This is a genomic window from Ruegeria sp. BF12 (assembly GCF_056538705.1).
This window is the reverse complement of the sequence record NZ_JBQFTP010000025.1, coordinates 23,263-43,939: the sequence shown is the minus strand read 5'-3', so window position 1 is coordinate 43,939 and position 20,677 is coordinate 23,263. Positions and strand designations below refer to the sequence as shown.

Annotated in this window: 20 protein-coding genes and 1 pseudogene; 13 read left to right on the top strand and 8 right to left on the bottom strand. The window is 55.8% G+C overall.

Annotated elements, in window-relative coordinates; all coding sequences use genetic code 11:
- Positions 1–90, top strand: a pseudogene (locus ACR0J0_RS22665) (IS5/IS1182 family transposase); the annotation flags it as partial.
- Positions 91–270: 180 nt separating this feature from the next.
- On the opposite strand, the gene ACR0J0_RS22660 reads toward ACR0J0_RS22665, so the two are convergent.
- On the bottom strand, positions 271–564 hold the full coding sequence (locus ACR0J0_RS22660) for a DUF1330 domain-containing protein (protein ID WP_480666248.1): 294 nt from the start codon (positions 562–564) through the stop codon (positions 271–273).
- A complete protein-coding gene (locus tag ACR0J0_RS22655) occupies positions 557–1,249 on the bottom strand; it encodes a GntR family transcriptional regulator (protein WP_480666247.1) in 693 nt (230 codons plus the stop codon). Before ACR0J0_RS22655 ends, ACR0J0_RS22660 begins: the two co-directional genes overlap by 8 nt.
- A 103-nt stretch (positions 1,250–1,352) precedes the next feature.
- Between ACR0J0_RS22655 and ACR0J0_RS22650 the strand changes: the two genes are divergently transcribed.
- The 7 genes from ACR0J0_RS22650 to ACR0J0_RS22620 all read left to right on the top strand — a co-directional run bounded on the left by ACR0J0_RS22650 (position 1,353) and on the right by ACR0J0_RS22620 (position 9,464).
- Entirely contained in the window at positions 1,353–1,955 is a 603-nt protein-coding gene (locus tag ACR0J0_RS22650; protein WP_480666246.1) for an amino acid synthesis family protein, read from the top strand.
- Positions 1,927–2,754, top strand: coding sequence for an alpha/beta fold hydrolase (locus ACR0J0_RS22645; protein ID WP_480666245.1), 828 nt, complete (start codon positions 1,927–1,929; stop codon positions 2,752–2,754). Before ACR0J0_RS22650 ends, ACR0J0_RS22645 begins: the two co-directional genes overlap by 29 nt.
- A complete protein-coding gene (locus ACR0J0_RS22640; protein WP_480666244.1) occupies positions 2,751–3,686 on the top strand; it encodes a flavin reductase in 936 nt (311 codons plus the stop codon). Before ACR0J0_RS22645 ends, ACR0J0_RS22640 begins: the two co-directional genes overlap by 4 nt.
- A 6-nt stretch (positions 3,687–3,692) precedes the next feature.
- Positions 3,693–4,730: an LLM class flavin-dependent oxidoreductase gene (locus ACR0J0_RS22635; RefSeq protein ID WP_480666243.1), complete on the top strand. Its 1,038-nt coding sequence runs from the start codon at positions 3,693–3,695 to the stop codon at positions 4,728–4,730.
- A gap of 14 nt (positions 4,731–4,744) precedes the next feature.
- Positions 4,745–6,208: an aldehyde dehydrogenase gene (locus ACR0J0_RS22630; protein WP_480666242.1), complete on the top strand. Its 1,464-nt coding sequence runs from the start codon at positions 4,745–4,747 to the stop codon at positions 6,206–6,208.
- Between the two features lie 66 nt (positions 6,209–6,274).
- Positions 6,275–7,945: a BCCT family transporter gene (locus ACR0J0_RS22625; protein WP_480666241.1), complete on the top strand. Its 1,671-nt coding sequence runs from the start codon at positions 6,275–6,277 to the stop codon at positions 7,943–7,945.
- A gap of 70 nt (positions 7,946–8,015) precedes the next feature.
- Positions 8,016–9,464, top strand: coding sequence for an NAD-dependent succinate-semialdehyde dehydrogenase (locus ACR0J0_RS22620; RefSeq protein WP_480666240.1), 1,449 nt, complete (start codon positions 8,016–8,018; stop codon positions 9,462–9,464).
- 339 nt (positions 9,465–9,803) lie between these two features.
- Here ACR0J0_RS22620 and ACR0J0_RS22615 read toward each other — a convergent pair whose 3' ends face one another.
- From ACR0J0_RS22615 to ACR0J0_RS22590, 6 genes are all read right to left on the bottom strand, one after another.
- The gene (locus ACR0J0_RS22615) at positions 9,804–10,742 is read right to left on the bottom strand and encodes an HAD-IIA family hydrolase (protein ID WP_480666239.1); all 939 of its coding nucleotides are present in this window, start codon (positions 10,740–10,742) and stop codon (positions 9,804–9,806) included.
- Entirely contained in the window at positions 10,706–11,521 is an 816-nt protein-coding gene (gene phnE, locus ACR0J0_RS22610; RefSeq protein WP_480642013.1) for a phosphonate ABC transporter, permease protein PhnE, read from the bottom strand. Before phnE (ACR0J0_RS22610) ends, ACR0J0_RS22615 begins: the two co-directional genes overlap by 37 nt.
- Positions 11,521–12,336, bottom strand: a complete 816-nt coding sequence (gene phnE / locus ACR0J0_RS22605; protein WP_480594728.1) for a phosphonate ABC transporter, permease protein PhnE — start codon at positions 12,334–12,336, stop codon at positions 11,521–11,523. The genes phnE (ACR0J0_RS22610) and phnE (ACR0J0_RS22605) overlap by 1 nt, the downstream gene beginning before the upstream one ends.
- Complete coding sequence (gene phnC / locus ACR0J0_RS22600; protein WP_480666238.1) at positions 12,333–13,127, bottom strand: phosphonate ABC transporter ATP-binding protein; 795 nt, start codon at positions 13,125–13,127, stop codon at positions 12,333–12,335. The genes phnE (ACR0J0_RS22605) and phnC overlap by 4 nt, the downstream gene beginning before the upstream one ends.
- Positions 13,128–13,184: 57 nt before the next feature.
- On the bottom strand, positions 13,185–14,159 hold the full coding sequence (gene phnD, locus ACR0J0_RS22595; RefSeq protein WP_480594730.1) for a phosphate/phosphite/phosphonate ABC transporter substrate-binding protein: 975 nt from the start codon (positions 14,157–14,159) through the stop codon (positions 13,185–13,187).
- 61 nt (positions 14,160–14,220) lie between these two features.
- Positions 14,221–15,030, bottom strand: a complete 810-nt coding sequence (locus tag ACR0J0_RS22590) for a DeoR/GlpR family DNA-binding transcription regulator (RefSeq protein ID WP_480594731.1) — start codon at positions 15,028–15,030, stop codon at positions 14,221–14,223.
- Between the two features lie 287 nt (positions 15,031–15,317).
- Between ACR0J0_RS22590 and ACR0J0_RS22585 the strand changes: the two genes are divergently transcribed.
- From ACR0J0_RS22585 to ACR0J0_RS22565, 5 genes are read left to right on the top strand one after another with little or no spacing between them, the layout of a single operon-like run.
- Entirely contained in the window at positions 15,318–15,740 is a 423-nt protein-coding gene (locus tag ACR0J0_RS22585; protein WP_480666237.1) for an NUDIX hydrolase, read from the top strand.
- A gap of 57 nt (positions 15,741–15,797) precedes the next feature.
- Positions 15,798–16,823 carry an ABC transporter substrate-binding protein gene (locus tag ACR0J0_RS22580; protein WP_170774139.1) on the top strand — a complete coding sequence of 342 codons (1,026 nt, stop codon included), beginning with the start codon at positions 15,798–15,800 and terminating at the stop codon, positions 16,821–16,823.
- A complete protein-coding gene (locus tag ACR0J0_RS22575; protein ID WP_480666236.1) occupies positions 16,824–19,040 on the top strand; it encodes an ABC transporter permease in 2,217 nt (738 codons plus the stop codon).
- Positions 19,037–20,107, top strand: coding sequence for an ABC transporter ATP-binding protein (locus tag ACR0J0_RS22570; RefSeq protein WP_480666235.1), 1,071 nt, complete (start codon positions 19,037–19,039; stop codon positions 20,105–20,107). Before ACR0J0_RS22575 ends, ACR0J0_RS22570 begins: the two co-directional genes overlap by 4 nt.
- Positions 20,108–20,674, top strand: a complete 567-nt coding sequence (locus ACR0J0_RS22565; RefSeq protein WP_480666234.1) for a histidine phosphatase family protein — start codon at positions 20,108–20,110, stop codon at positions 20,672–20,674.
- Positions 20,675–20,677 lie beyond the last annotated feature (3 nt).

Sequence of the window (20,677 nt, the reverse complement as noted above, 5' to 3'; positions counted from 1 at the left end):
AAGGATTGGCGCCGTGTGGCAACCCGGTACGACAGGTGCCCGAAGGTCTTCCTCGCAGCAATCGCCCTCGCAGCTCTCGTCATTTATTGGCGATCAGTCCTGACCCTAAACTGTCCCATTGGCGCTGACGTCAGACACCTGAATTCGTTTTCGATCGGAGTCGGGTCAGGCGGTGACATGCAATATCTGCTTGTGGAAGATAATTGGCTCACTGACTTTATCGATGCTGCCGCCAAAGAAATTGCGGCAGAACCGATCCGTCAATTCAGTTTATACACCTTCGATCAAAGCAATGTCAGCCTGGCACGCCCCGCAACGTTTCGCTCGCGCGGCCCGGTATTCATCCGAAACGTAGCAGGCGCGCGCCTGTTCTATGGTGTCAAACTCGATGATGACCCGTCTTTGCCACTTTTGACCTTCGAGTGTTTCCGCCTCACCGCGCGCCAGGAACCGCGCGCCGAATTTGCGGAAGGCCTCGGGGGCAATCGCCTGATAGTTCTGATAGGCATCAGGATCCGTTACGGTCACATTGGCGATCCAGTAGCCTTTGGGCGTTTTAGTCATTGCTGTTCTTCTCTTCTTCGGCAAGCAACCGATCGGCGATTGAGGTTGTATCATCCAGGTGCATTTCAACAGCGATCCGCGCGGCGTCCGGATTACCGGAAATGATGGCCTCGCAGATCCGTTCCATATGCGCGATGCCAGGGCGGTCACGGTCGGTGGCCGACAGGGTCATCATGCGCAGCCGGCTGATACGGCCGTTCAGGCGCTGGACGACATCCCAGGCGATGTAGTGCCCCGCGCCGTCAAAGATCTCGGAATAGAAATCGGCGGTGGCACGAAACAGTGCCCCGGGGGTCCGGTCAGAGAACCCCTGTTTGAGACGTTTCAAAGCGTCTTTGAGGGACCGAGCTCGTTCGGGCGTGATCTTGCGGGCACAGTTTTCGGCTGCGGCTGTCTCGAGCATACGGCGAATGTCGTAGATCTGGCGGGCGTCTTCGCGGCTCATGGTGGCCACGATGGGCCCGCGACCCGGTAGAATTTCAACCAGCCCTTCGGCCTCGAGATAGCGGATGGTCTCGCGGATCACAGTTCTGCTGACACCCAGCTGATCGCATAGCGGGCGTTCGACAAGCCTTTGGCCGGGCTCGAACAATCCTTCGATGATCGCCTCGCGCATGCGTTCCTGAACCATGTCTCGCAGGGTGGCTGGCGGGTGATCTATTTTCGTTAGTTTTGGTGTGCTCATGGCGGCGACGCTATCGGTTTGGTGTTTTTTGCACAAGGTATGATTGACAGATGGTATTATGGTATACCATCCTACAGCGCAACGAATCGCAAGGAATACCGTTATGCCCGCCGAAATTCGCAAAACACTGCTGCACGTAGAAAACACCCTGATCGAAGGGGGGAAGGTCGCAGAGCAACCGTTGAAGATGATTGCAGCGATTGCGGTGATCCGGAATCCTTGGGCCGATCGTGGTTTTGTTGACGATTTGAAGCCCGAGATTCATGATTGTGCGCCGGGCCTCGGCAGCTTGCTGACTGATATGGTGCTGGATGCCGCCGGTGGCGGAGACAAGGTCGAAGGGTATGGCAAGGCTGCGATCGTCGGTGTCAACGGCGAGGTCGAGCATGGATCGGCGCTGATTCACACCCTGCGCTTTGGTAACTTTTATCGCGAGGCAGTTGGCGCAAAGTCGTATCTGGCGTTCACCAACACGCGCGGCCCGGCAAATGCAGCGATGCAGATTCCGCTGATGGACAAGAACGACGGCGGTCGGCGCAGCCATTACCTGACCATCCAGTTGCAAGTGGCAGACGCGCCCGCTCCCGACGAGATCATGATAGCGCTCGGTGCCTCGATCGGTGGCCGTCCGCATCACCGCATCGGCGACCGTTATCAAGACCTCAAGGAACTGGGCCATGACGTCGACAACCCTGCAGCTGTCTGAACCCTTTGGCGCAGCCGCTTATCGCGAAGCGGGGTTTTCCCATGCCGGGAAAGCTGCCCCCGTCGTGCTGATCCATGGCGTAGGTATGCAATCGGCGGCCTGGGGTCCTCAGATCGAGTACCTAGCACAGACGCATCATGTGATTGCGCTGGACATGCCAGGACACGGTGGCAGCGATCAGATCCCCGCAGGCTCCGAACTGCCAGTGTTTCTGGATTGGCTGCTGGCGGTTCTGGATGCGCTGAAGCTGCAACGCGTCAACCTTGCCGGCCATTCGATGGGTGCATTGATTGCAGGCGGATTTGCTGTCCGCAACCCGAACCGGGTTGAGCGAGTCGCCTTGCTGAACGGAGTATTCTGTCGGGACGCGGCCTCAAGTCAGTCCGTGATCGAGCGGGCCAAGCTGATCGGCACCGGAACTTTCGATGTAGAAACCCCGCTGCGGCGGTGGTTTGGCGACACGCCTGTCGAACAGGCCGCGCGAGATGATGTTGCGGCATGGCTTTCAGCCGTTAACATCGAAGGCTACGCGACCGCCTATAACGCTTTCGCACGCGGCGATGCTCTTTATGCGAAAGGGTTTGGTACAATTACCTGCCCGCTGCTGGCGTTGACCGGAGACGGCGACCCAAATTCGACCCCGGCCATGTCCTACGCAATGGCAGAGGCTGCGCCGAACGGGACAGCCATCGTGATCGAAAATCACCGGCATATGGTGAATCTGACTGCGCCTGAGACCGTTAATGCAGCTTTGGATGCCTGGTTGCAAACCCCATCGGAAGAGGTTGACCAAAAATGATCGAATTCGACCCGCGCATGCTGAACAACCCGCGCGCCCTGCGCAATGCGTTTGGCACCTACATGACCGGCGTCACCGTCGTGACCGCGCATGATGAGAGCGGAAACCCGCTGGGCTTTACCGCAAATTCCTTTGCTTCGGTTTCGCTAGAGCCGCCTCTGGTGCTGGTGTGCCTTGCGAACACCTCAAGCAACTATGAAACCTTCGCGAACACGTCGAAATTCGCGATCAACATTCTGTCCGAAGGCCAGATCGAGGTGTCGAACACCTTTGCCCGCCCAGTCGAGGACCGGTTTGCGACAGTTGACTGGCAGCCCGGCCCCAACGGGTCACCGATCCTAGATGACGTCTCGGCTTGGTTCGACTGTGACATGTCCAGAACCGTTGATGCAGGCGACCATCTGATCCTAGTTGGCGAAGTCAAAGCCTTTGATCACAATATCGCACCCGGGCTGGGCTATGCCCGGGGTGCTTATGTAACCCCCGCTGCCGAAGCCAAGGCCCTGAGCAAACGGACAGGATTGGTTGTGTCCGCCCTGATCGAACGGGATGGGAAAATCCTGCTGCAGGGTGACGGCAATGGCCGCCTGACAATCCCGTCCACCGATGATGTTGCCGATGGTGCCAACGCCGCCCTGAGCCGTCTCATCAGCGAGAGCGGCGTGCAGGCGGAGCCGGGGTTTATCTACTCAGTTTATCAGGATGAAGCGCGCAAACTTCAACACATCTCGTTCCTGTGTCAGGCCGATGATGGCGATCCGGAAAATGGTGTTTTCACCGAGATCAGCGAGTCCACTCTGATGGATATCGCCGATCCGGCCATCTGCACCATGCTCGAGCGGTTCGCCAAAGAAAGCCGCATCGGGAATTTCGGGGTGTATTACGGAAATGAGGTGAGTGGCGAAGTCAAACCACTCACTGCGGGGAGCTAACTTGGCATGAAATTCTCACTCTTTGCGCATATGGAACGGATCTCTCCGGATCAGGACCAGAAGCAGCTGTATGATGAGTTCATTCAGCTGTGCAAAATCGCCGACGAAGGCGGAATGCACGCGGTCTGGACCGGTGAACATCACGGGATGAACTTTACCATCGCGCCGAACCCGTTTCTGAATCTGGTCGATGTCGCGCGCCACACCAAGAACGTGCGACTGGGAACCGGCACGGTGATCGCTCCGTTCTGGCACCCGATCCGACTGGCGGGTGAAGCGGCGATGGCCGATATCATCACCGACGGGCGTCTGGATTTGGGTGTCGCGCGCGGCGCCTACAGTTTTGAGTACGAGCGCCTAATGCCTAGCATGGACGCGTGGGAGGCCGGTCAGCGCATGCGCGAGCTTATTCCCGCCGTTCAGAAGCTGTGGCAGGGTGATTACGCGCATGAGGGTGAGTTCCACCAGTTCCCGAAAACGACCTCTGCTCCGTTGCCATTGCAACAGGATGGTCCCCCGATCTGGGTTGCGGCCCGTGATCCGAACAGTCACGAGTTCGCGGTCCAGAATGGCTGCAACGTTCAGGTGACACCGCTTTGGAATGGCGATGGTGAGGTGGAAGACCTCATGTCCAAATTCAATGCGGCTTGCGAGAAATTCCCGGATATTGCGCGACCGAAAATCATGCTGCTGCGTCACACCTATGTGGCCGTGGATGAGGCGGACGTGAAACAGGCAGCGATCGAGCTGAACCGCTTCTATTGCTATTTCGGGGCTTGGTTCATGAACAAACGGGATATCACGCAAGGTCTGATCGACCCGCTGAGCGACGAAGATATCGCCGCGCACCCATTCTATACACCGGAAAACATGGAGCGTGATCTGGTCATCGGCACCGCCGATACCGTCATCGACCGCCTCCGCAAAAGCGAAGCGCTTGGATACGATGAATACTCGTTCTGGATCGATTCAAGTATGCCGTTCGAGCGCAAGAAAGCCTCGTTGGAGCGGTTCATCAAAGACGTCATGCCGGCGTTTCAGTAAGGGATTGGCGTAAAATGCAGCAGTTTCAACAGTATATCGGCGGCACATTCTCGGATGGTTCAGGTCAGTTCGATAGTCTGGACCCGGCCAAAGGCGCGGTCTGGGCCCGGATGCCCGACGCGGGTGCCGACGACGTCAACCAGGCTGTTGAAGCTGCTGAGCAGGCATTCTTCTCGCCTGAATGGGCAGGGATGACTGCAACGGCACGCGGTAAGCTGCTGTACCGCCTGGCTGACCTGATAGCGGAAAACGCGCCGCGTCTGGCTGAGTTGGAGACCCGGGATACCGGCAAGATCATCCGCGAGACATCGGCCCAGATTGCCTATGTTGCTGAATACTACCGGTACTATGCGGGGCTGGCCGACAAGATCGAAGGCGCGCATCTGCCGATCGACAAGCCGGACATGGAGGTGTGGCTGCGCCGTGAGCCAATTGGAGTTGTGGCCGCTATTGTGCCGTGGAACTCTCAGCTCTTCCTGTCGGCTGTCAAAATTGGCCCGGCTCTGGCAGCGGGATGCACGGTCGTCCTGAAAGCCTCGGAAGAAGGGCCCGCGCCGATGCTGGAATTCGCCCGCATCTTCGATCAGGCCGGGTTTCCCAAGGGCGTATTGAACATCATCACCGGTGGTCCTGTGGCGGGGGCCACGTTAACCAGCCATCCGAAAGTTGCCCATGTCGCCTTTACGGGCGGGCCAGAAACAGCGCGTCACATCGTGCGCAACTCGGCTGAAAATCTGGCTTCGACCTCACTGGAACTGGGCGGCAAATCCCCGTTCATTGTCTTTGAGGATGCCGACATCGAAAGCGCCGTGAATGCGCAGGTGTCGGGAATCTTTGCTGCCACCGGCCAGAGCTGCGTCGCAGGCTCGCGCCTCGTAGTGCAGGCCTCGATCAAGGACGCCTTTCTGGCGCGGCTCAAGGACAAAGCCGAGGCAGTGATCATCGGCGCGCCCGATGATATGGCGACCGAGGTCGGGCCGCTTTGTACAAAGCGTCAGCGGGACGTCGCAGTTGATCTGATTGAACGGTCCGTCGCTCAAGGCGCCAAGCTGGTGACTGGCGGCAATCCAATCGACCGGGACGGGTTCTTTTTTCCACCAACCATTCTGGATTGCTCGGACGTACCAGATGCGGACAGCCTGACCAATGAGTTCTTTGGGCCTGTTCTGTCAGTGACCACATTTGAGACAGAAGAAGAAGCGATCGCTATCGCAAATGACACGAAATTCGGGTTGGCCTCAGGCCTCTTCACCCAGAACCTGACCCGCGCACATCGCATGATCCGCGCCATTCGGGCTGGCATTGTCTGGGTCAACACGTACCGCGCCGTCAGCCCCATCGCTCCGTTCGGAGGTCATGGACTTTCGGGTCATGGGCGCGAGGGCGGTCTGCAGGCTGCGCTGGACTACACCAAGATCAAATCGGTCTGGCTGCGCACCAGCGACGATCCGATCCCGGATCCGTTTGTCATGCGCTGATCTGAAACTCTTCACCGCGAGTAAGGGCAAGCGGTGCGTCTATCTATCAATGGGAGGAATACCAACATGGCTGACATTCAGCCCCCCAAAAGTGGTGACCATCTGGTCTCTGACAAGGGGATGTTCAAAGGGTTGCACAACGGGATGAGCATCGCTTCCAAAGCGATGGTGGCGGCCTTTGTGCTGTTCACAATTCTCAACGTCGACTTCGCCAGCGGCGTCTACAAAGGCGTCCGGTCCTGGGTCGAGGGCGCGCTGAGCTGGTACTATATCAGTTCGGTCGTCATTCTGTTCTTTGTCTGTCTCTATCTGATGTTCAGCCGGTTCGGTTCCATCCGTCTGGGCGACGATGACAGCCGTCCGGAGTTCAGCAATTTTTCGTGGTTCGCCATGCTTTTCTCGGCAGGGGTCTCGATCGGCATCCTGTTCTTCGGTATCGCCGAGCCGTTGTTCTATTTCGACAATGCGGCGGGCTGGGGTTATCCAAACAACCCGTTTGCTGACGCTGCCGGGCACACCGAAATGAACATGCAGCGGGCTGTGGATGCGGTGGTCGTCACGAACTTCCATTGGGGTCTGCATGGCTGGGCGATCTATACGATGACGGGCCTTGCATTGGGGTATTTTGCCTTCCGTAAAAAGCTGCCGCTGACCTTCCGTTCGGCGCTGTATCCGATCCTGGGCGACCGCATATACGGACCGGCCGGGCACGCTGTGGATCTGTTGGCGGTGTTCGGCACAGTGTTCGGTATCGCAACCTCTATGGGTCTGGGTGTTACGCAAATGGCCGAAGGTCTGAACGTTCTGTTCAACACGGGCACGAGCACGATGCTCAAAGTTGGTCTGGTCATTGGAATCTCGATTGTAGCCACACTGTCGGCTGTTTCGGGGATCGGAAAAGGCATCCGAATTCTGTCGGAATGGAACATCATTCTGTCGATCCTGCTGGTTCTGTTCTTCTTGTTCGCTGGTCCGACCCAGTGGCTGATCGGCTTCTTTATGAACGCCATGGGTGACTATGCCACTGGTCTGTGGTCGATGGGTTTCTGGACTGCATCCGAGCCCGGCGATGTTGCCTGGCAAGGTGCCTGGACCATGTTCTACTGGGGTTGGTGGTTGAGCTGGGCACCATTTGTGGGCATGTTCGTGGCGCGTATATCCAAAGGGCGTACGATCCGTGAGTTCATGCTGGGCGCCATGTTCGTTCCCACCACCATGGCCTTCATCTGGATTTCGATCTTCAGCGGCAACGCGCTGTTCATCGAAATGAACGCCGCAGATGGCGTCGGCTCCGCCGGCCTGATCGAAATGGTCAACAACTGGAACCTGGGTGGCACGCTTTACGGCACAATTGACCTGCTGGCGTCAAACGGCACGTTGTCGTGGTTGATCTCGGCACTGGCTACCTTCTTGCTGGCGACGTGGTTCATCACCAGTTCGGACTCGGGCACTCTGGTCGTCACCACGATCCTGTCCATGGGCAATGCGCACCCGCCGAAACTGCACCGTGTCGTTTGGGGCGCTGCACAGGGTCTGGTTGCAGCCGTACTGCTGATCGCCGGTGGCTTGTCGGCCCTGCAAACCGCCGCCATCGCAGCCGCGCTTCCGATCTCGATCCTTGTGGTCCTGATGGCATGGGGTGTCATCAAGTCCCTCTTCGAGGACAGCTCGGCCACGAAAGTGCCGTCGGGCCTAGCACCGGATGGAACCGCGCTCGACGGTGATCTGCACGCCTGAACCGGCTTCACCAACTAACTCAAGCGGGCGGGGAAAACCTCGCCCGTTTGCAATCACACAGGAGACACCAATGCTGACTTTGAAGCGTGCCGATCTTTTGATTGAAGCGGCCTATCTGAACGGAGAATGGGTGGCGCGCGATACCGGGTTCGATGTCACGAACCCTTCGACCGGAGAGGTTATTGCGCAGGTCACGGATTGCTCGGTTTCTGACGCGAATGCGGCCATCGATGCCGCGCGATTTGCCCAAAAGGACTGGGCCGCACTGACGGGCAAGGAACGTGCCGCAATCTTGCGCAAGTGGTTCGACCTGATGGTCGCCAACGTGGATGATCTGGGTGCAATCCTGACTGCTGAAATGGGCAAACCACTGGCCGAGGCCAAGGGCGAAATCATGTATGGTGCCAGCTTTGTCGAATGGTTCGGCGAAGAGGCCAAACGTGTCTACGGTGATACGATCCCGGGCCATCAGCGCGACAAGCGTATTGTGGTTATGAAACAACCCGTTGGTGTCGTGGGTGCCATCACCCCTTGGAACTTCCCCAACGCGATGATCGCGCGCAAAGTGGCCCCCGCGCTTGCGGCTGGCTGTGCCATGGTGGTCAAGCCTGCAGCTGAAACGCCTTTGTCTGCTCTGGCGATGGCGAAACTAGGAGAAGAGGCGGGCATCCCACCCGGAGTGTTCTCTGTGGTGACATCCACCGACAGCATCGGTATCGGCAAAGCGTTCAGCGAAAACCCTGTGATGCGCAAAATCAGCTTTACCGGATCGACCCGGGTCGGAAAAATCCTGATGCAGCAGGGTGCTGATCAGGTCAAAAAGTTGTCACTGGAATTGGGCGGCAACGCGCCATTCATCGTGTGTGACGATGCTGATCTGGATAAGGCCGTCGAAGGCGCGATGATCTCGAAATTCCGCAATGCCGGGCAAACCTGCGTCTGCACCAATCGGTTCTATGTGCAGGATGGCATCCATGACGCCTTTGTCGAGAAGCTGACGCAGGCGGTCGCTGCGCTGCCGGTTGGGGATGGGTTTGCAGACGGTTCGGCAATTGGGCCGCTGATCACACCGGCAGCCGTTTCCAAAATCCGTGAGCACATTGCTGATGCGGTGGATAAAGGCGGAGAAATCTCCACCGGTGGTTCAGAGCATGCGTTGGGCGGGACCTTCTTTCAACCGACCGTCATCACTGGTGCGACGCAAGACATGGCAGTTGCACGGGAAGAAACCTTTGGTCCGCTGGCGCCAGTGTTCAGGTTCTCGGAGATTGGAGACGCGATTGCCGCCGCAAACGATACCGAATTTGGGCTGGCATCATACGTCTACACCCAAAACCTGTCGCAGGTCTGGCAATTCATGGAACAGCTTGAATATGGCATGGTCGGTGTGAACACCGGCCTGATCTCTACCGAAGTGGCACCATTTGGTGGCATCAAGGAAAGTGGACTGGGACGTGAAGGATCAAAGTACGGGATCGAAGACTATCTCGAACTCAAATACTGCTGTCTGAGTGTCTAGGCGTTTGCTCCCACGGTTTGATGGTGAGATCCATTAGCTGGAATGTCCGGTTGGGGCTCAAACTACCAGCCTGAACCCGCGCAGCGAATGACTGGTTCGAGCCCTTAGTGAACGATGCGGCGCGTTCAACCGACGACGGCTATGCGCAGAAAGCGGGCTTTGCATAGTTCGGAATGCGGCCCAAGCCGGACATGAGTTCAGAGTTCATTTGTTGCGGAGGGTTCTCCAAAGCTGCCGTTCACGCGCGGCGCTTCGTTCACATGGTCGGCATGTTCGCAACGCAGGATCAACCGACATTCGAGTAAACAGAAAGACGTATCCAAGCGGAACGCCCTAATATCAAGGCCGGTTTAAAACAAAGTTCGGTACTATCCCTGCCTTCATGATCGCTGCTTCAACATCATGCCCTGCGAAGAAACCGAATCCAGAGATGAGCGCGGAAGCTATGCCAGCCTTTCGTGCACCTAGAATGTCGGTGTGCAGGCTGTCGCCAACCATCAGAACCCGGGACTTGTCGATGTGCCCCAGACGATTGAATGCAAGATTATAGATGTTGGCGAAAGGTTTTCCAAAGAACTGAGGGGGGACGCCTGTCCGGTCTGCTAGCCGGTGCGCATAAAGACCGGGTTCCTTAGAGAAACCGTACTCGCGCGGAGCGACAATGTCAGGATTGCCGACCAATACCGGGCGGGGACGTTCCAGCAAAGCGGCCTCTAACATGGCTTGTCGCGTTTCATTCCAAACAGCTGACCCAATCATCAAAAATCCGTCGACGGTTTCGTAGGGCTTCGGGTCATCCTCCAGATAGGATAGTTTCAATTCCTCCAGATCGCGAAGGCCGGCACTTGGAGTTGCCATCAATCCCCAATGTAACTCACTTTGGCCGTTTAGTTCAGACAACAACGTGGCCCGACTGGTGATCACGTCTTGTGGCGCGAAGTTGTAACCAAGCCTATTGTATTTCTCGATAAGAGTTGCGTGGGGAAACCCTGCGGCATTCGATACGACCAGAACACGTTTGCCGGCGGCTGTCAGCGACCTGACCCGATCTGGTGTATCTGGGATTGCCGTATCACCAATATTGAGAACCCCGAAGGCATCGAGGAGGAACACGTCAAACTCGTGAGCTATGTCCTCCAGTGTGTCCGCCCGACGATAGCTCACTTCAATATATCTGGTTTGCGGAAGGCGATGTCTTACAGCCTCGTAGGCGTCAAATGCCTCTTGCGCAGAGAAACCGGTCAAATGATGGCCCCTCTTACTTTCGCCGAAACCCATTCACTGATCATGACCGCAACAAGAATTACAATCAGGATCAGACTAACTTGCGGCCAAGCCAGTACGTTGAGCGAAGCCGACAATTGCAACCCGATACCCCCGGCTCCAACCAGCCCGAGCACCGTGGATTCGCGGATGTTGATATCCCAACGGAAGACGGCAATGCCGGCGAAAGCGGGCAGGATTTGCGGAACGATTCCGTAAGCCATGACCTGCCAGCGTGAAGCTCCGGTCGCCGTGATTGCTTCGACCTGCGTGTGATCAATTTCCTCAATCGCTTCGTAAAGAAGCTTTGCGCAAAACCCGATGGAACGGATGGCGATTGCTATGACACCGGCAAAGACGCCGGGACCAATAATCGCAATCAGAAGAAGCGCCCAGATCAACGAGTTGATTGAGCGGGTCGAAACGATGACCAACAGGGCAATGGGCCGGATGAACAAGGCCGATGGCGTGGTGTTGCGGGCCGCCAAAAAGGCAACCGGCACTGCCATGCACAGGGCGATGATCGTACCCAATGTAGCGATGTTCAGAGTATCCCAAATCGGGCGGCCCAGTTGGGTGATGTAGTCCCACTTAGGAGGCGTTGCACGGGTCCAGATATCGTTGGCGATGCGGGGCGCATCCCAGACGAAAAACCAAGTCGTCGATTCCGATATGAGTTGCCAGCAGTAAACAAATATCGCCACGCCCAACAGCCAGCCGAACCAGCGAACCAGACTCTGGCCCGTCGTCCGCCGACGCCAGATTTGCGTATCGTCGCGTTCAAGCACCGGCATTACTGAACCCTCGCCCGGATAATTCCCGAAAGGTATTCAAGTGCCATGACGATCCCGATGATAAGGATTAGAATGGCAGCTGCTGTGTCGTATTCATAACGATCAAACGCAGTGTTCAATGTTGCCCCGATACCGCCTGCCCCCACGAGCCCAAGAATTGCGCTTTCTCGGAAATTGATGTCAATCCGATACATGGAAAGCCCCACAAGTCGCGGCATCACCTGTGGCTGAACGCCATAGTTGATCCATTGTGGCCAACGTGCGCCTGAGGCTTTGATCGCCTCGGCCTGCACCTTGTCCATGGCTTCGATATCTTCGGCCAGAAGTTTGGACAGAAACCCGATGGTGGCGAAGGAAAGCGTCAGAAATCCGGCCAGCGGACCAAAACCGAAGATAGCCACGAGCAGAATGGCGACGATGATCTCTTGCAAAGCCCGGCTTATCGCGACAATGCCTCGACAAATCATGTAGATTGGCAGTGGGGCGATATTGCGTGCTGCTCCCAATCCAATCGGGATTGAAATCAGGATGCCCACGACCGACGCGGCCACGGTCATCACGATACTCTCCAGAAGGCCGCTCCAAATATCTGACCACCGCGAAATGAAGTCCGGGCTGGTAAACGCGAGTACAAACGCCCATCCCCGGTCCAGCCCTTCATAGACCCGCCCCCAGTCAACATCGATGGTCATGAAGGCCGCAATCAGGTAGGCGAGAAAGCCAAGGATCAATGCCCAACGGAGCAATGGGTTTTTGACAAAGGCAGGCTTACGCCAGCCTTTTCCAAGCATGTCATCCAGTTCTCGATGGCTCATTCCGCAGCCTCGACATCTTCATCTTCGTCGACTCTTTCGATGGTCGCTTCCCAGTCTTCCTCCCCATAGATCTCGGTCAACTTCTCGGGGGTAAGGCCTGTTGGAAGACCATCATAGACGATTTCGCCAAAGCGGAGGCCCACGACGCGCGGAACGAACATTTGGGCAAGCGCCACATCATGGATATTGATAATGGCCGCCAGTCCGCGTTCCTGACACAGCTCGGTGATCAGGCGCATAATCTGGCGACTGGTCTTTGGGTCCAGCGATGCAGTCGGCTCATCGACCAGCAACAGTTTCGGGTTTTGAATCAAGGCGCGGCAGATGCCGACCCTTTGGCGTTGACCACCCGACAGTTCATCCGCCCGTTTGTCGGCCATATGTAAAAGCCCCACCCGATCAAGCAGGCGGAAGGCCTCGTCGATATCCGATTGCGGATACCGCCGCAGAAAGCTGCGCCAGAACCCAACATATCCCAGCCGTCCCGACAACACGTTTTCCATCACCGTGAGGCGTTCGACCAAGGCATATTCCTGAAAGATCATGCCCATTTCGCGGCGCGCTTTACGCAAAGAGCCCGATCCGAGTTTGGTCAGGTCCACGTCACCCAAAAGGACACCACCGCTTGTGGGTTCAACCAACCGGTTAATGCACCGGATCATGGTCGATTTGCCCGCGCCTGAAGGACCAATCAACGCAAGCACCTGCCCCTTGGGAACCTCCAAATCAACCGCTTTCAGCGCCTGATCCCCGGTCTTGTATGTTTTTGTTAGCTCCTGAAGACGCAGCATAAATTGTCCCTGTATAGGCTGTAGGCGGGCCGTTCAGGCCCGCCGATTATCCGTGTGTCACTGGCAAGCGTAGGAAACGCCATTTGCTGCGTCGATCTTGCGAATGACATCCCAGAAATCTTTGTAGTTCATTTCAATAAACTGAGCCTCGTTGGACTTAGAGAACTCTGCTTGAAGTGCTGTTCCTTCCCAGTCGAATGTGAAAAACGCTTCTCTGATTTTGTCCTGAAGATCAGGCGGAAGGTTGTAAACGGTACCAAAGCCAGTGGTTGGGAAGGTCTGCGATTTGTAGATAGACACGACCTGATCGGCATCGATCACGTCCCTAGCGATCATCCGTTTCATGACAGAATTGGCCACCGCACCTGCAGGATAATCTTTATTTGCAACGCCCAGCACCGTGTTGTCGTGCTTACCCGAGAAGACCGGTTCAAAATCACGATCCGCAACCATGTCATAGTCGCCCTTCAGGATGGCGGAGGGTGCCTTGAACCCAGAATTTGACGTAGGTGACGAGAATGCAAGCTTACCGCCCTTAATGTCTTCGACCGCCTCGACCCCTGATCCCGGAAAAGTAATCAACTCCATCTCATAGCCGAAATGTCCGTCTTCCGAAGCCATGATCGTGAATGGCCGGAACCCCGCGCAGTTTACAGCCAGCGGGTTCGATCCAGTATTGAAACCAGAGATATGCAAACGGCCGGACCGCATAGCTTCGATCTGTGCTGCGTTCGATTGAACCGGAAATATCTCGGCCTTTTTACCGGTAACTTCTTCAAGATGGTCGATGAATTCCACCCATGCGTCCCGATAAACCGCCGGGTCCTCGACCGGAGTATAAGCAAATATCAACGTGTCGGGATCAATCCACTCACTAGGATCAGTAGGAATATCCGCGATCAGATCTCCGTCGGCGTCACAAAAACGCTCGTCCAAATCACCGCGCGGACAATCCTGCGCCGACACCGTCCCACTCAGCGACATGAGCGCAATTGCGGATGCCCCAACCAATAGTTTGAAATCGACCTTCATGTTTTCCTCCCAGTTATGCGCGGCCCTTTTTTCGATCCGCTGTCAATCAATCATGGCATGCCTACCCGGCGACGAGAACATCGACCTCGGCGCCCTCAATAGCGTTCCGCAATTCTCCTGTTGGTTTTTTGTCGGTAACTATGGAGTCCAGGCCGCTAAGGTCGCCCACTTGAGACAGGCCTTTGCGACCGAACTTGCCGGAAGCAATAAGAAGATGCCGCTTCTCGGCACGTGTCAGCATCATCCTTTTTACTGCAGCAAAACCCTGCACTGTCTCTGAAGGACCTTCGGTTGAGAACCCTGAGGAACCGATCATGCACCTGTCGACATTGAAACGGGACAGAAATTCCAGCGTCTCGGTTCCGATCGTTGCAGATTCAGTTGCCAAGTATTCCCCTGGGCATAACAGGACTTGCGCAGCTCCATGGCCAAGGGTCATCGCAACTGGAATTGAATTGGTGATCACCGTGCAGTGGGTGCCGAGATAAGCCAGTGCACGTGCCATCTCGATGGTGGTTGAACCGGAGTCAATCATGACCGTTTCACCGCCCTGAATTAGTTCTGCCGCGCTAACACCTATCCGCTCACGTTCCTCAACCTGTGCGTTTGTCCGTTCATCCAAGCCTGGAAAGTGTCCTTGCGCAGGGGCTGACGCCCCCCCGTGTGCACGCGCGATCAAACCGTCGTTCGACAGGGCGTCGAAATCCCTGCGCACCGTCTCGTTAGAGACGTTAAACCGCTGTGCCAGTTCGTTGATGCGAACGTGCGGGCGCAGCTTCAACTCCAACAGTATCTGTTGGCGCCGATCGGATTTCTTGACCCGGCTCTGGTTCTTTTCAAACATTTTGCCGCGCGTTTTGGTTTTGGACATCCGACAACCCGACTAGGTTTCGAAATCTACCTTTGTGGGATTTCGGGCATTTTGCAATAATTTTTGTTGCATAACCCTCGGAAGGTTGTGAGAATTCGAGAAATTCCAAGTGTTTCAAAGCGCAGAGCAAAAGATGCACAGGCTGATCAAATTCAGAAGCAAAATCGAGGGAGTGTTTTAACTGGCCAACTTGCTAATAAGACAGCTTCCTTTTGTTTTTTGATCGTGCGGCATTGAGGGACAGAATGAGCGACAGCGAAACAGCAGATCAGATTGCGGCGCTTCCGATGCGCTGGGACAAGACTGGCAAGTTGCGTGTTCTGATGGTCACTTCGCGGGATACCGGCCGGTGGGTTATCCCAAAGGGATGGCTAATGGATGGCAAAAAGCCATGGCATGCAGCAGAAATAGAAGCTCAGGAAGAAGCAGGCGCAGTCGGCACCATATCGAAACGGCCAATCGGTCATTTTTTCTATGATAAACGATACGAGGGGCGAAGCAGCGTTCGCTGCCGCGTTACCCTTTATCCTCTGGTCGTCGAAAAGTTGAAGCGACGCTGGAAGGAAGAAGGTGAACGAACGCGTCACTGGTTTTCACCGACAAAAGCCGCAAAGCTGGTCGAAGAAAAAGACCTGTCTGATTTGCTGCATAATCTAACGGACGATCCAGAAGTCAAAATTGTCATAAAGAAACTTCGAAAGGCTGCATGAGGAAGGGCATGAAAGAACCGGGAAACCCGGACGCACTAAGCTCAAAGGGAGGAAAAAATGAGGAAATTGACATCCACTGCAGTTGGATCGGTGATTGCCCTGGCTGCGTCACTGTCGGCGGCACAGGCCGATAAGCTGACACTCTATTGTTCGGCGCAAGAAGATTGGTGCCAACTCATGGCGCGCAGCTTTGAAGACGCGACGGGCATCGACGTCAACATGACCCGGAAGTCATCAGGTGAAACCTTTGCACAAATCCGCGCCGAAAGCTCGAACCCGAAAGGAGACGTTTGGTGGGGCGGTACGGGTGATCCGCATTTGCAGGCCGCCGAAGAAGGCTTGACGATGGAATACATGTCGCCAGTGCGCGACCAGCTTCATGATTGGGCGATATCCCAAGCAGAAAGCGCGGGCAACAAGACGATCGGCATCTATTCAGGCGCACTCGGTTATGGCTACAATGCCGATCTCATCGCTGCCAATAACCTACCCGAACCAGCCTGTTGGAAAGACCTGCTGAAGCCCGAATACAAGGGCCACGTTCAGATGGCGAACCCGAACTCATCAGGTACGGCCTATACCACGCTGGCATCGATGGTGCAGATCTTTGGCGAAGATGAAGGCTTTGAGTTCATGAAAGGTCTGCATTCGAACATCAACCAATATACCAAGTCTGGTTCTGCGCCGATCAAGGCCGCCGGTCGAGGTGAGAACACCATTGGTATCGTCTTCATGCATGACGCTGTGAAGCAGGCCGTTTCAGGTTTCCCGATTAAGGTCGTCGCACCGTGCGAGGGCACAGGATACGAAATTGGCTCGATGTCGATTATTGAAGGGGCCCGCAACGAAGAAGAAGCGAAAAAGTTCTATGACTGGGCACTTTCACCCGAAGCCCAGAACCTTGCTCTTCAGGTCAACGCGTTTCAGGTACCTTCGAATAAGAGCGCGGAAACTTCGGATAGCGCGCCAGACATGAGTCAGATCAAGCTGATTGACTATGACTTCAAAAAGTATGGTTCGTCAGACGAACGGAAGCGTCTGTTGCAGAAATGGGACGAAGAGGTTTCGACTCTGCCGCAGTAAATGACTGACCGGACTTCAAAAACGACCCATCCGGTCCTGATCTTCTGGATCACGGCCGGGTGGGTCGGATTCTGCCTGTTGCCTTGGTATATGGTCGACGGTGGCCTTTGGTCGTTCGAGTGGCTTTTGGACGGCTACCCATTCGATGAGGATTATGCCCCCGCTGCGTTTCTGATTGGACAGGGTGAAAAACTTTGGCTCGCTCCGCTCCTGATCGCACTCGCCCTGCCGCTTATTGTGTTGAAGTGCCCCAAATCTGATTCACTTTACGCCAGAATACTGATCCTGTCAGGGGCGCTTGGCTTTGGCTGGCTGATCGCTCAGGGGTTCAGCATTGGCATCAGAGGCTTCAACTTCCATTGGTTGGAGGCGATGTTTGGCGAACTCGGCGACCGTCAGTTCGGAATGGGTTACGGCGCGATGATATGTGCCTCAAGCTATCTGTTCCTGCTTACTCAGGGGATCGCGGCAAGGGGTGCCATTAACGGTGACGTCTTTGTCGTAAGCGCCATCGGTGGCATTATTACAATTGTCACCGCTTTTGTCTTTTTTCCCATCGCGAAGATGCTATTCGCTGCCTTCATCACCGAAGAAGGCGCGTACTCCATCGCGGTATTCTTCTCGAAGTTTTTCGATGATCGACTGTGGGGTTTGGGGTGTTTTCAGGGCGCGCGTTGTGGTGCCGCTTGGAATTCACTGTTCCTAGCCATCTTAGTTGGCGTCATCACCACGGTCCTGGGGCTTTGCTTTGCACTGGTCGTGACGCGCTCAGGCTTTCGCCATAAACGCGCGCTGCGAGCTCTGACCGTTCTGCCAATAATCACCCCGCCTTTCGTGATCGGCCTGGCGCTTATCTTGCTTTTTGGCCTGTCCGGGTCGGTCACCCGGTTCTTTGCCGAACTTTTCGGCACCCAGCCGACACGCTGGCTTTATGGAATGCCAGGCATCTTGATCGCGCAGACACTCGCGTTCACGCCAATTGCGTTTCTTGTTCTGATCGGTGTGGTTGAGGGCGTCTCTCCGTCGATGGAAGAAGCGGCCCAAACGCTCCGCGCCAGCAGATGGCAGACTTTCAAGACGGTTTCCTTGCCCCTGATGCGGCCCGGTCTTGCGAACGCGTTTCTTCTGGGCTTCATCGAAAGCATGGCCGATTTTGGCAACCCACTTGTACTGGGCGGCAATTTCGACGTGCTTTCGACCGAAATATTCTTTGCCATCGTTGGCGCTCAATACGATCAAGGCAGGGCCGCAGTTCTGGCCATGGTGCTGCTGTTCTTTACTCTTTCCGCCTTTTATGCGCAGCGTGTTTGGCTGGGGAAGAAAAGCTATACAACAGTCACTGGCAAAGGGGATGCTGGGGTGCATCCGCTGATGCCGACTGGTCTCTCGGTTCCTGTGCTGCTCATTGCTCTGGGCTGGGCGCTGTTCACAATTGTTGTTTATGCGATGATCATTTACGGCAGTGTGGTGGAGTTGTGGGGGGTCGATAACTCGCTGACAATCAAGCACTACATCACCGCGTTCTCAGTCCGTTTTGAAGAAGAGGGCATACGCTGGACCGGGGCCGCTTGGGACAGTTTCTGGACCACTATCACTATCGCCGCCATTGCAGCGCCATTAACCGCCGCCGTTGGGCTGGTAACGGCCTATTTGCTGACCAGACAGAGCTTTGCGGGCAAGAACGCCTTTGAATTCGGCACCATGCTGTCCTTCGCCATCCCCGGCACTGTAATTGGCGTTAGCTACATTCTGGCCTTCAACGTTCCGCCAATCGAAATCACTGGTACGGGTGTCATACTTGTTGTCAGCTTCATCTTCCGTAATATGCCGGTTGGCGTTCGTGCGGGGATCGCGAGCATGTCGCAGCTTGACCGCAGCCTTGATGAATCCTCGCTGACCCTTGGTGCAAACTCGTGGCAGACGTTCCGAAGCGTCATCCTGCCGCTATTGCGCCCTGCGATACTTGCTGCGCTTGTTTACAGTTTTGTCCGTGCCATGACGGCGATCTCGGCTGTCATCTTTCTGGTCAGCGCAGAATACGACATGGCGACCAGCTACATTATCGGTCGGGTCGAGAATAATGACTATGGCCTTGCGATCGCCTATTCGACGACGCTGATCTTTGTGATGCTCGCGGCGGTCGGTTTACTGCAACTACTCGTTGGCCGGGTCCAGATTGGTCGACGCACGCAACACGGAACGGAGGCATCGCGATGACCGACGCCAAAATCGGTTCCAAGGCCGCCCCGGTGCGCTTTGAGAACGTGTCGAAAGTATTCGGTAAAGACGTCGTCGCCGTCGACAACATCAACCTGCATGTCGATGCAGGAAAACTCGTCACACTGCTTGGTCCGTCAGGCTGTGGGAAAACAACGACTCTGCGCATGATTGCCGGGTTGGAAATGGCAAGCTCCGGCAAGATCCTAATTGGTGATCAGGACGTGACCAAATTGCCTGCCACCGACCGCGACGTATCCATGGTTTTCCAGTCATACGCGCTTTTCCCTCACATGAGCGTGCTGGAAAACGTGATGTATGGCCTCACATTCTCAGGCTTTGCAAAGGACGAAGCCCGCAGCCGCGCTCTGTATGGATTGGAACTGGTTGGCCTGCAGGGGTTCGACAACCGTCTTCCCTCGGAACTGTCAGGGGGCCAACAACAACGTGTTGCCGTCGCCCGCGCGCTGGTTCTTGAGCCGCAGGTTCTGCTGTTCGACGAGCCGCTGTCCAATCTCGATGCCAAGCTTCGCCGTCAGGTGCGAGAGGATATTCGGGCAATCCAGCAAGATCTTGGTTTGACAGTTGTTTACGTGACCCACGATCAGGAGGAGGCACTGGCAGTCTCGGATGAAATTGTCGTTATGCGCAACGCAGCGATCGCCCAAATGGGCACACCACGCCAGCTTTACGATGCCCCGAACGATCGTTTTGTCGCCGATTTCATAGGTGAGGCAAACCTATTGGATTGCCAAATCGTCGAAATCAATGGCGACGCGGCAACGATAGAAATAGAAGGCTACCGCCACACGCTGCCCCGCCGCGGTTTGTCCGAAGGGACCGCAACCATTGCAGTGCGACCCTCACGTCTGGTGATCGGTTCAGGTCAGGGAATTCCAGCCACGGTGGCTAAGGCGACCTATGTTGGCGTTCGAATGGAATATACGCTGATCGGTACATTCGGTCAGGTTTTTGCCGTACACGATGACGTCGATGCGCCGCTTGATCCCGGCACCGAAATCAGAGTGGGTTTTGCTGACAAAGGGCCCGTTCTTCTGCCGGATTAAATGCCGAAACTCATTATCATCACTCACCCTGAGGTCTCTATCGATCCGGCCGTCCCGATAACTGAGTGGGGCTTGAATGCTGTGGGCCGTAAGCGCGCTACTGAATTTGCATCCAGTGGAATCTTGTCCAACGTCACTCAGATATGGACCAGCGACGAGCGGAAGGCCCGCGAAACAGGCGAGATTCTTGCTGCACCACGAAAGCTATCCGTGAAATGCAACTTGGATCTTGGTGAGAATGACCGCAGCGCAACCGGTTACTTGCCGCTGAAAGATTTCGAAGCCGCGGCCGATGCTTTCTTTGCTCAGCCGGAAAGTAGCTATCGCGGTTGGGAACCAGCGATCGAAGCACAGATACGCATTCATCGGACAGTCACTAAGATTATCCGGTCGCATGATGCCGGGGATCTTGCAATTGTGACGCACGGAGCAGTGGGCACATTGCTTTGGTGCGCACTCTCGAATTGTTCGATAGACCGCAAGCACGACCAACCCTCACAAGGCCATTTCTGGCAGGCAGATTTAGCTACGCTCAAGCCTGATTCATGTTGGGTCTCTTTGACGTAGGAG

Bases quoted from the DNA above. Each gene is read 5' to 3' on its own strand.
- phnE (WP_480642013.1), bottom strand. From the start codon at position 11,521: ATGCCGGTGCTTGAACGCGACGATACGCAAATCTGGCGTCGGCGGACG.
- ACR0J0_RS22620 (WP_480666240.1), top strand. From the start codon at position 8,016: ATGCTGACTTTGAAGCGTGCCGATCTTTTGATTGAAGCGGCCTATCTG.
- phnD (WP_480594730.1), bottom strand. From the start codon at position 14,159: ATGAAGGTCGATTTCAAACTATTGGTTGGGGCATCCGCAATTGCGCTC.
- ACR0J0_RS22615 (WP_480666239.1), bottom strand. From the start codon at position 10,742: ATGGGTTTCGGCGAAAGTAAGAGGGGCCATCATTTGACCGGTTTCTCT.
- phnE (WP_480594728.1), bottom strand. From the start codon at position 12,336: ATGAGCCATCGAGAACTGGATGACATGCTTGGAAAAGGCTGGCGTAAG.
- ACR0J0_RS22585 (WP_480666237.1), top strand. From the start codon at position 15,318: ATGCGCTGGGACAAGACTGGCAAGTTGCGTGTTCTGATGGTCACTTCG.
- ACR0J0_RS22635 (WP_480666243.1), top strand. From the start codon at position 3,693: ATGAAATTCTCACTCTTTGCGCATATGGAACGGATCTCTCCGGATCAG.
- ACR0J0_RS22650 (WP_480666246.1), top strand. From the start codon at position 1,353: ATGCCCGCCGAAATTCGCAAAACACTGCTGCACGTAGAAAACACCCTG.
- ACR0J0_RS22660 (WP_480666248.1), bottom strand. From the start codon at position 564: ATGACTAAAACGCCCAAAGGCTACTGGATCGCCAATGTGACCGTAACG.
- ACR0J0_RS22570 (WP_480666235.1), top strand. From the start codon at position 19,037: ATGACCGACGCCAAAATCGGTTCCAAGGCCGCCCCGGTGCGCTTTGAG.
- ACR0J0_RS22645 (WP_480666245.1), top strand. From the start codon at position 1,927: ATGACGTCGACAACCCTGCAGCTGTCTGAACCCTTTGGCGCAGCCGCT.
- ACR0J0_RS22580 (WP_170774139.1), top strand. From the start codon at position 15,798: ATGAGGAAATTGACATCCACTGCAGTTGGATCGGTGATTGCCCTGGCT.
- ACR0J0_RS22630 (WP_480666242.1), top strand. From the start codon at position 4,745: ATGCAGCAGTTTCAACAGTATATCGGCGGCACATTCTCGGATGGTTCA.
- ACR0J0_RS22590 (WP_480594731.1), bottom strand. From the start codon at position 15,030: ATGTCCAAAACCAAAACGCGCGGCAAAATGTTTGAAAAGAACCAGAGC.
- phnC (WP_480666238.1), bottom strand. From the start codon at position 13,127: ATGCTGCGTCTTCAGGAGCTAACAAAAACATACAAGACCGGGGATCAG.
- ACR0J0_RS22575 (WP_480666236.1), top strand. From the start codon at position 16,824: ATGACTGACCGGACTTCAAAAACGACCCATCCGGTCCTGATCTTCTGG.
- ACR0J0_RS22655 (WP_480666247.1), bottom strand. From the start codon at position 1,249: ATGAGCACACCAAAACTAACGAAAATAGATCACCCGCCAGCCACCCTG.
- ACR0J0_RS22625 (WP_480666241.1), top strand. From the start codon at position 6,275: ATGGCTGACATTCAGCCCCCCAAAAGTGGTGACCATCTGGTCTCTGAC.
- ACR0J0_RS22640 (WP_480666244.1), top strand. From the start codon at position 2,751: ATGATCGAATTCGACCCGCGCATGCTGAACAACCCGCGCGCCCTGCGC.
- ACR0J0_RS22565 (WP_480666234.1), top strand. From the start codon at position 20,108: ATGCCGAAACTCATTATCATCACTCACCCTGAGGTCTCTATCGATCCG.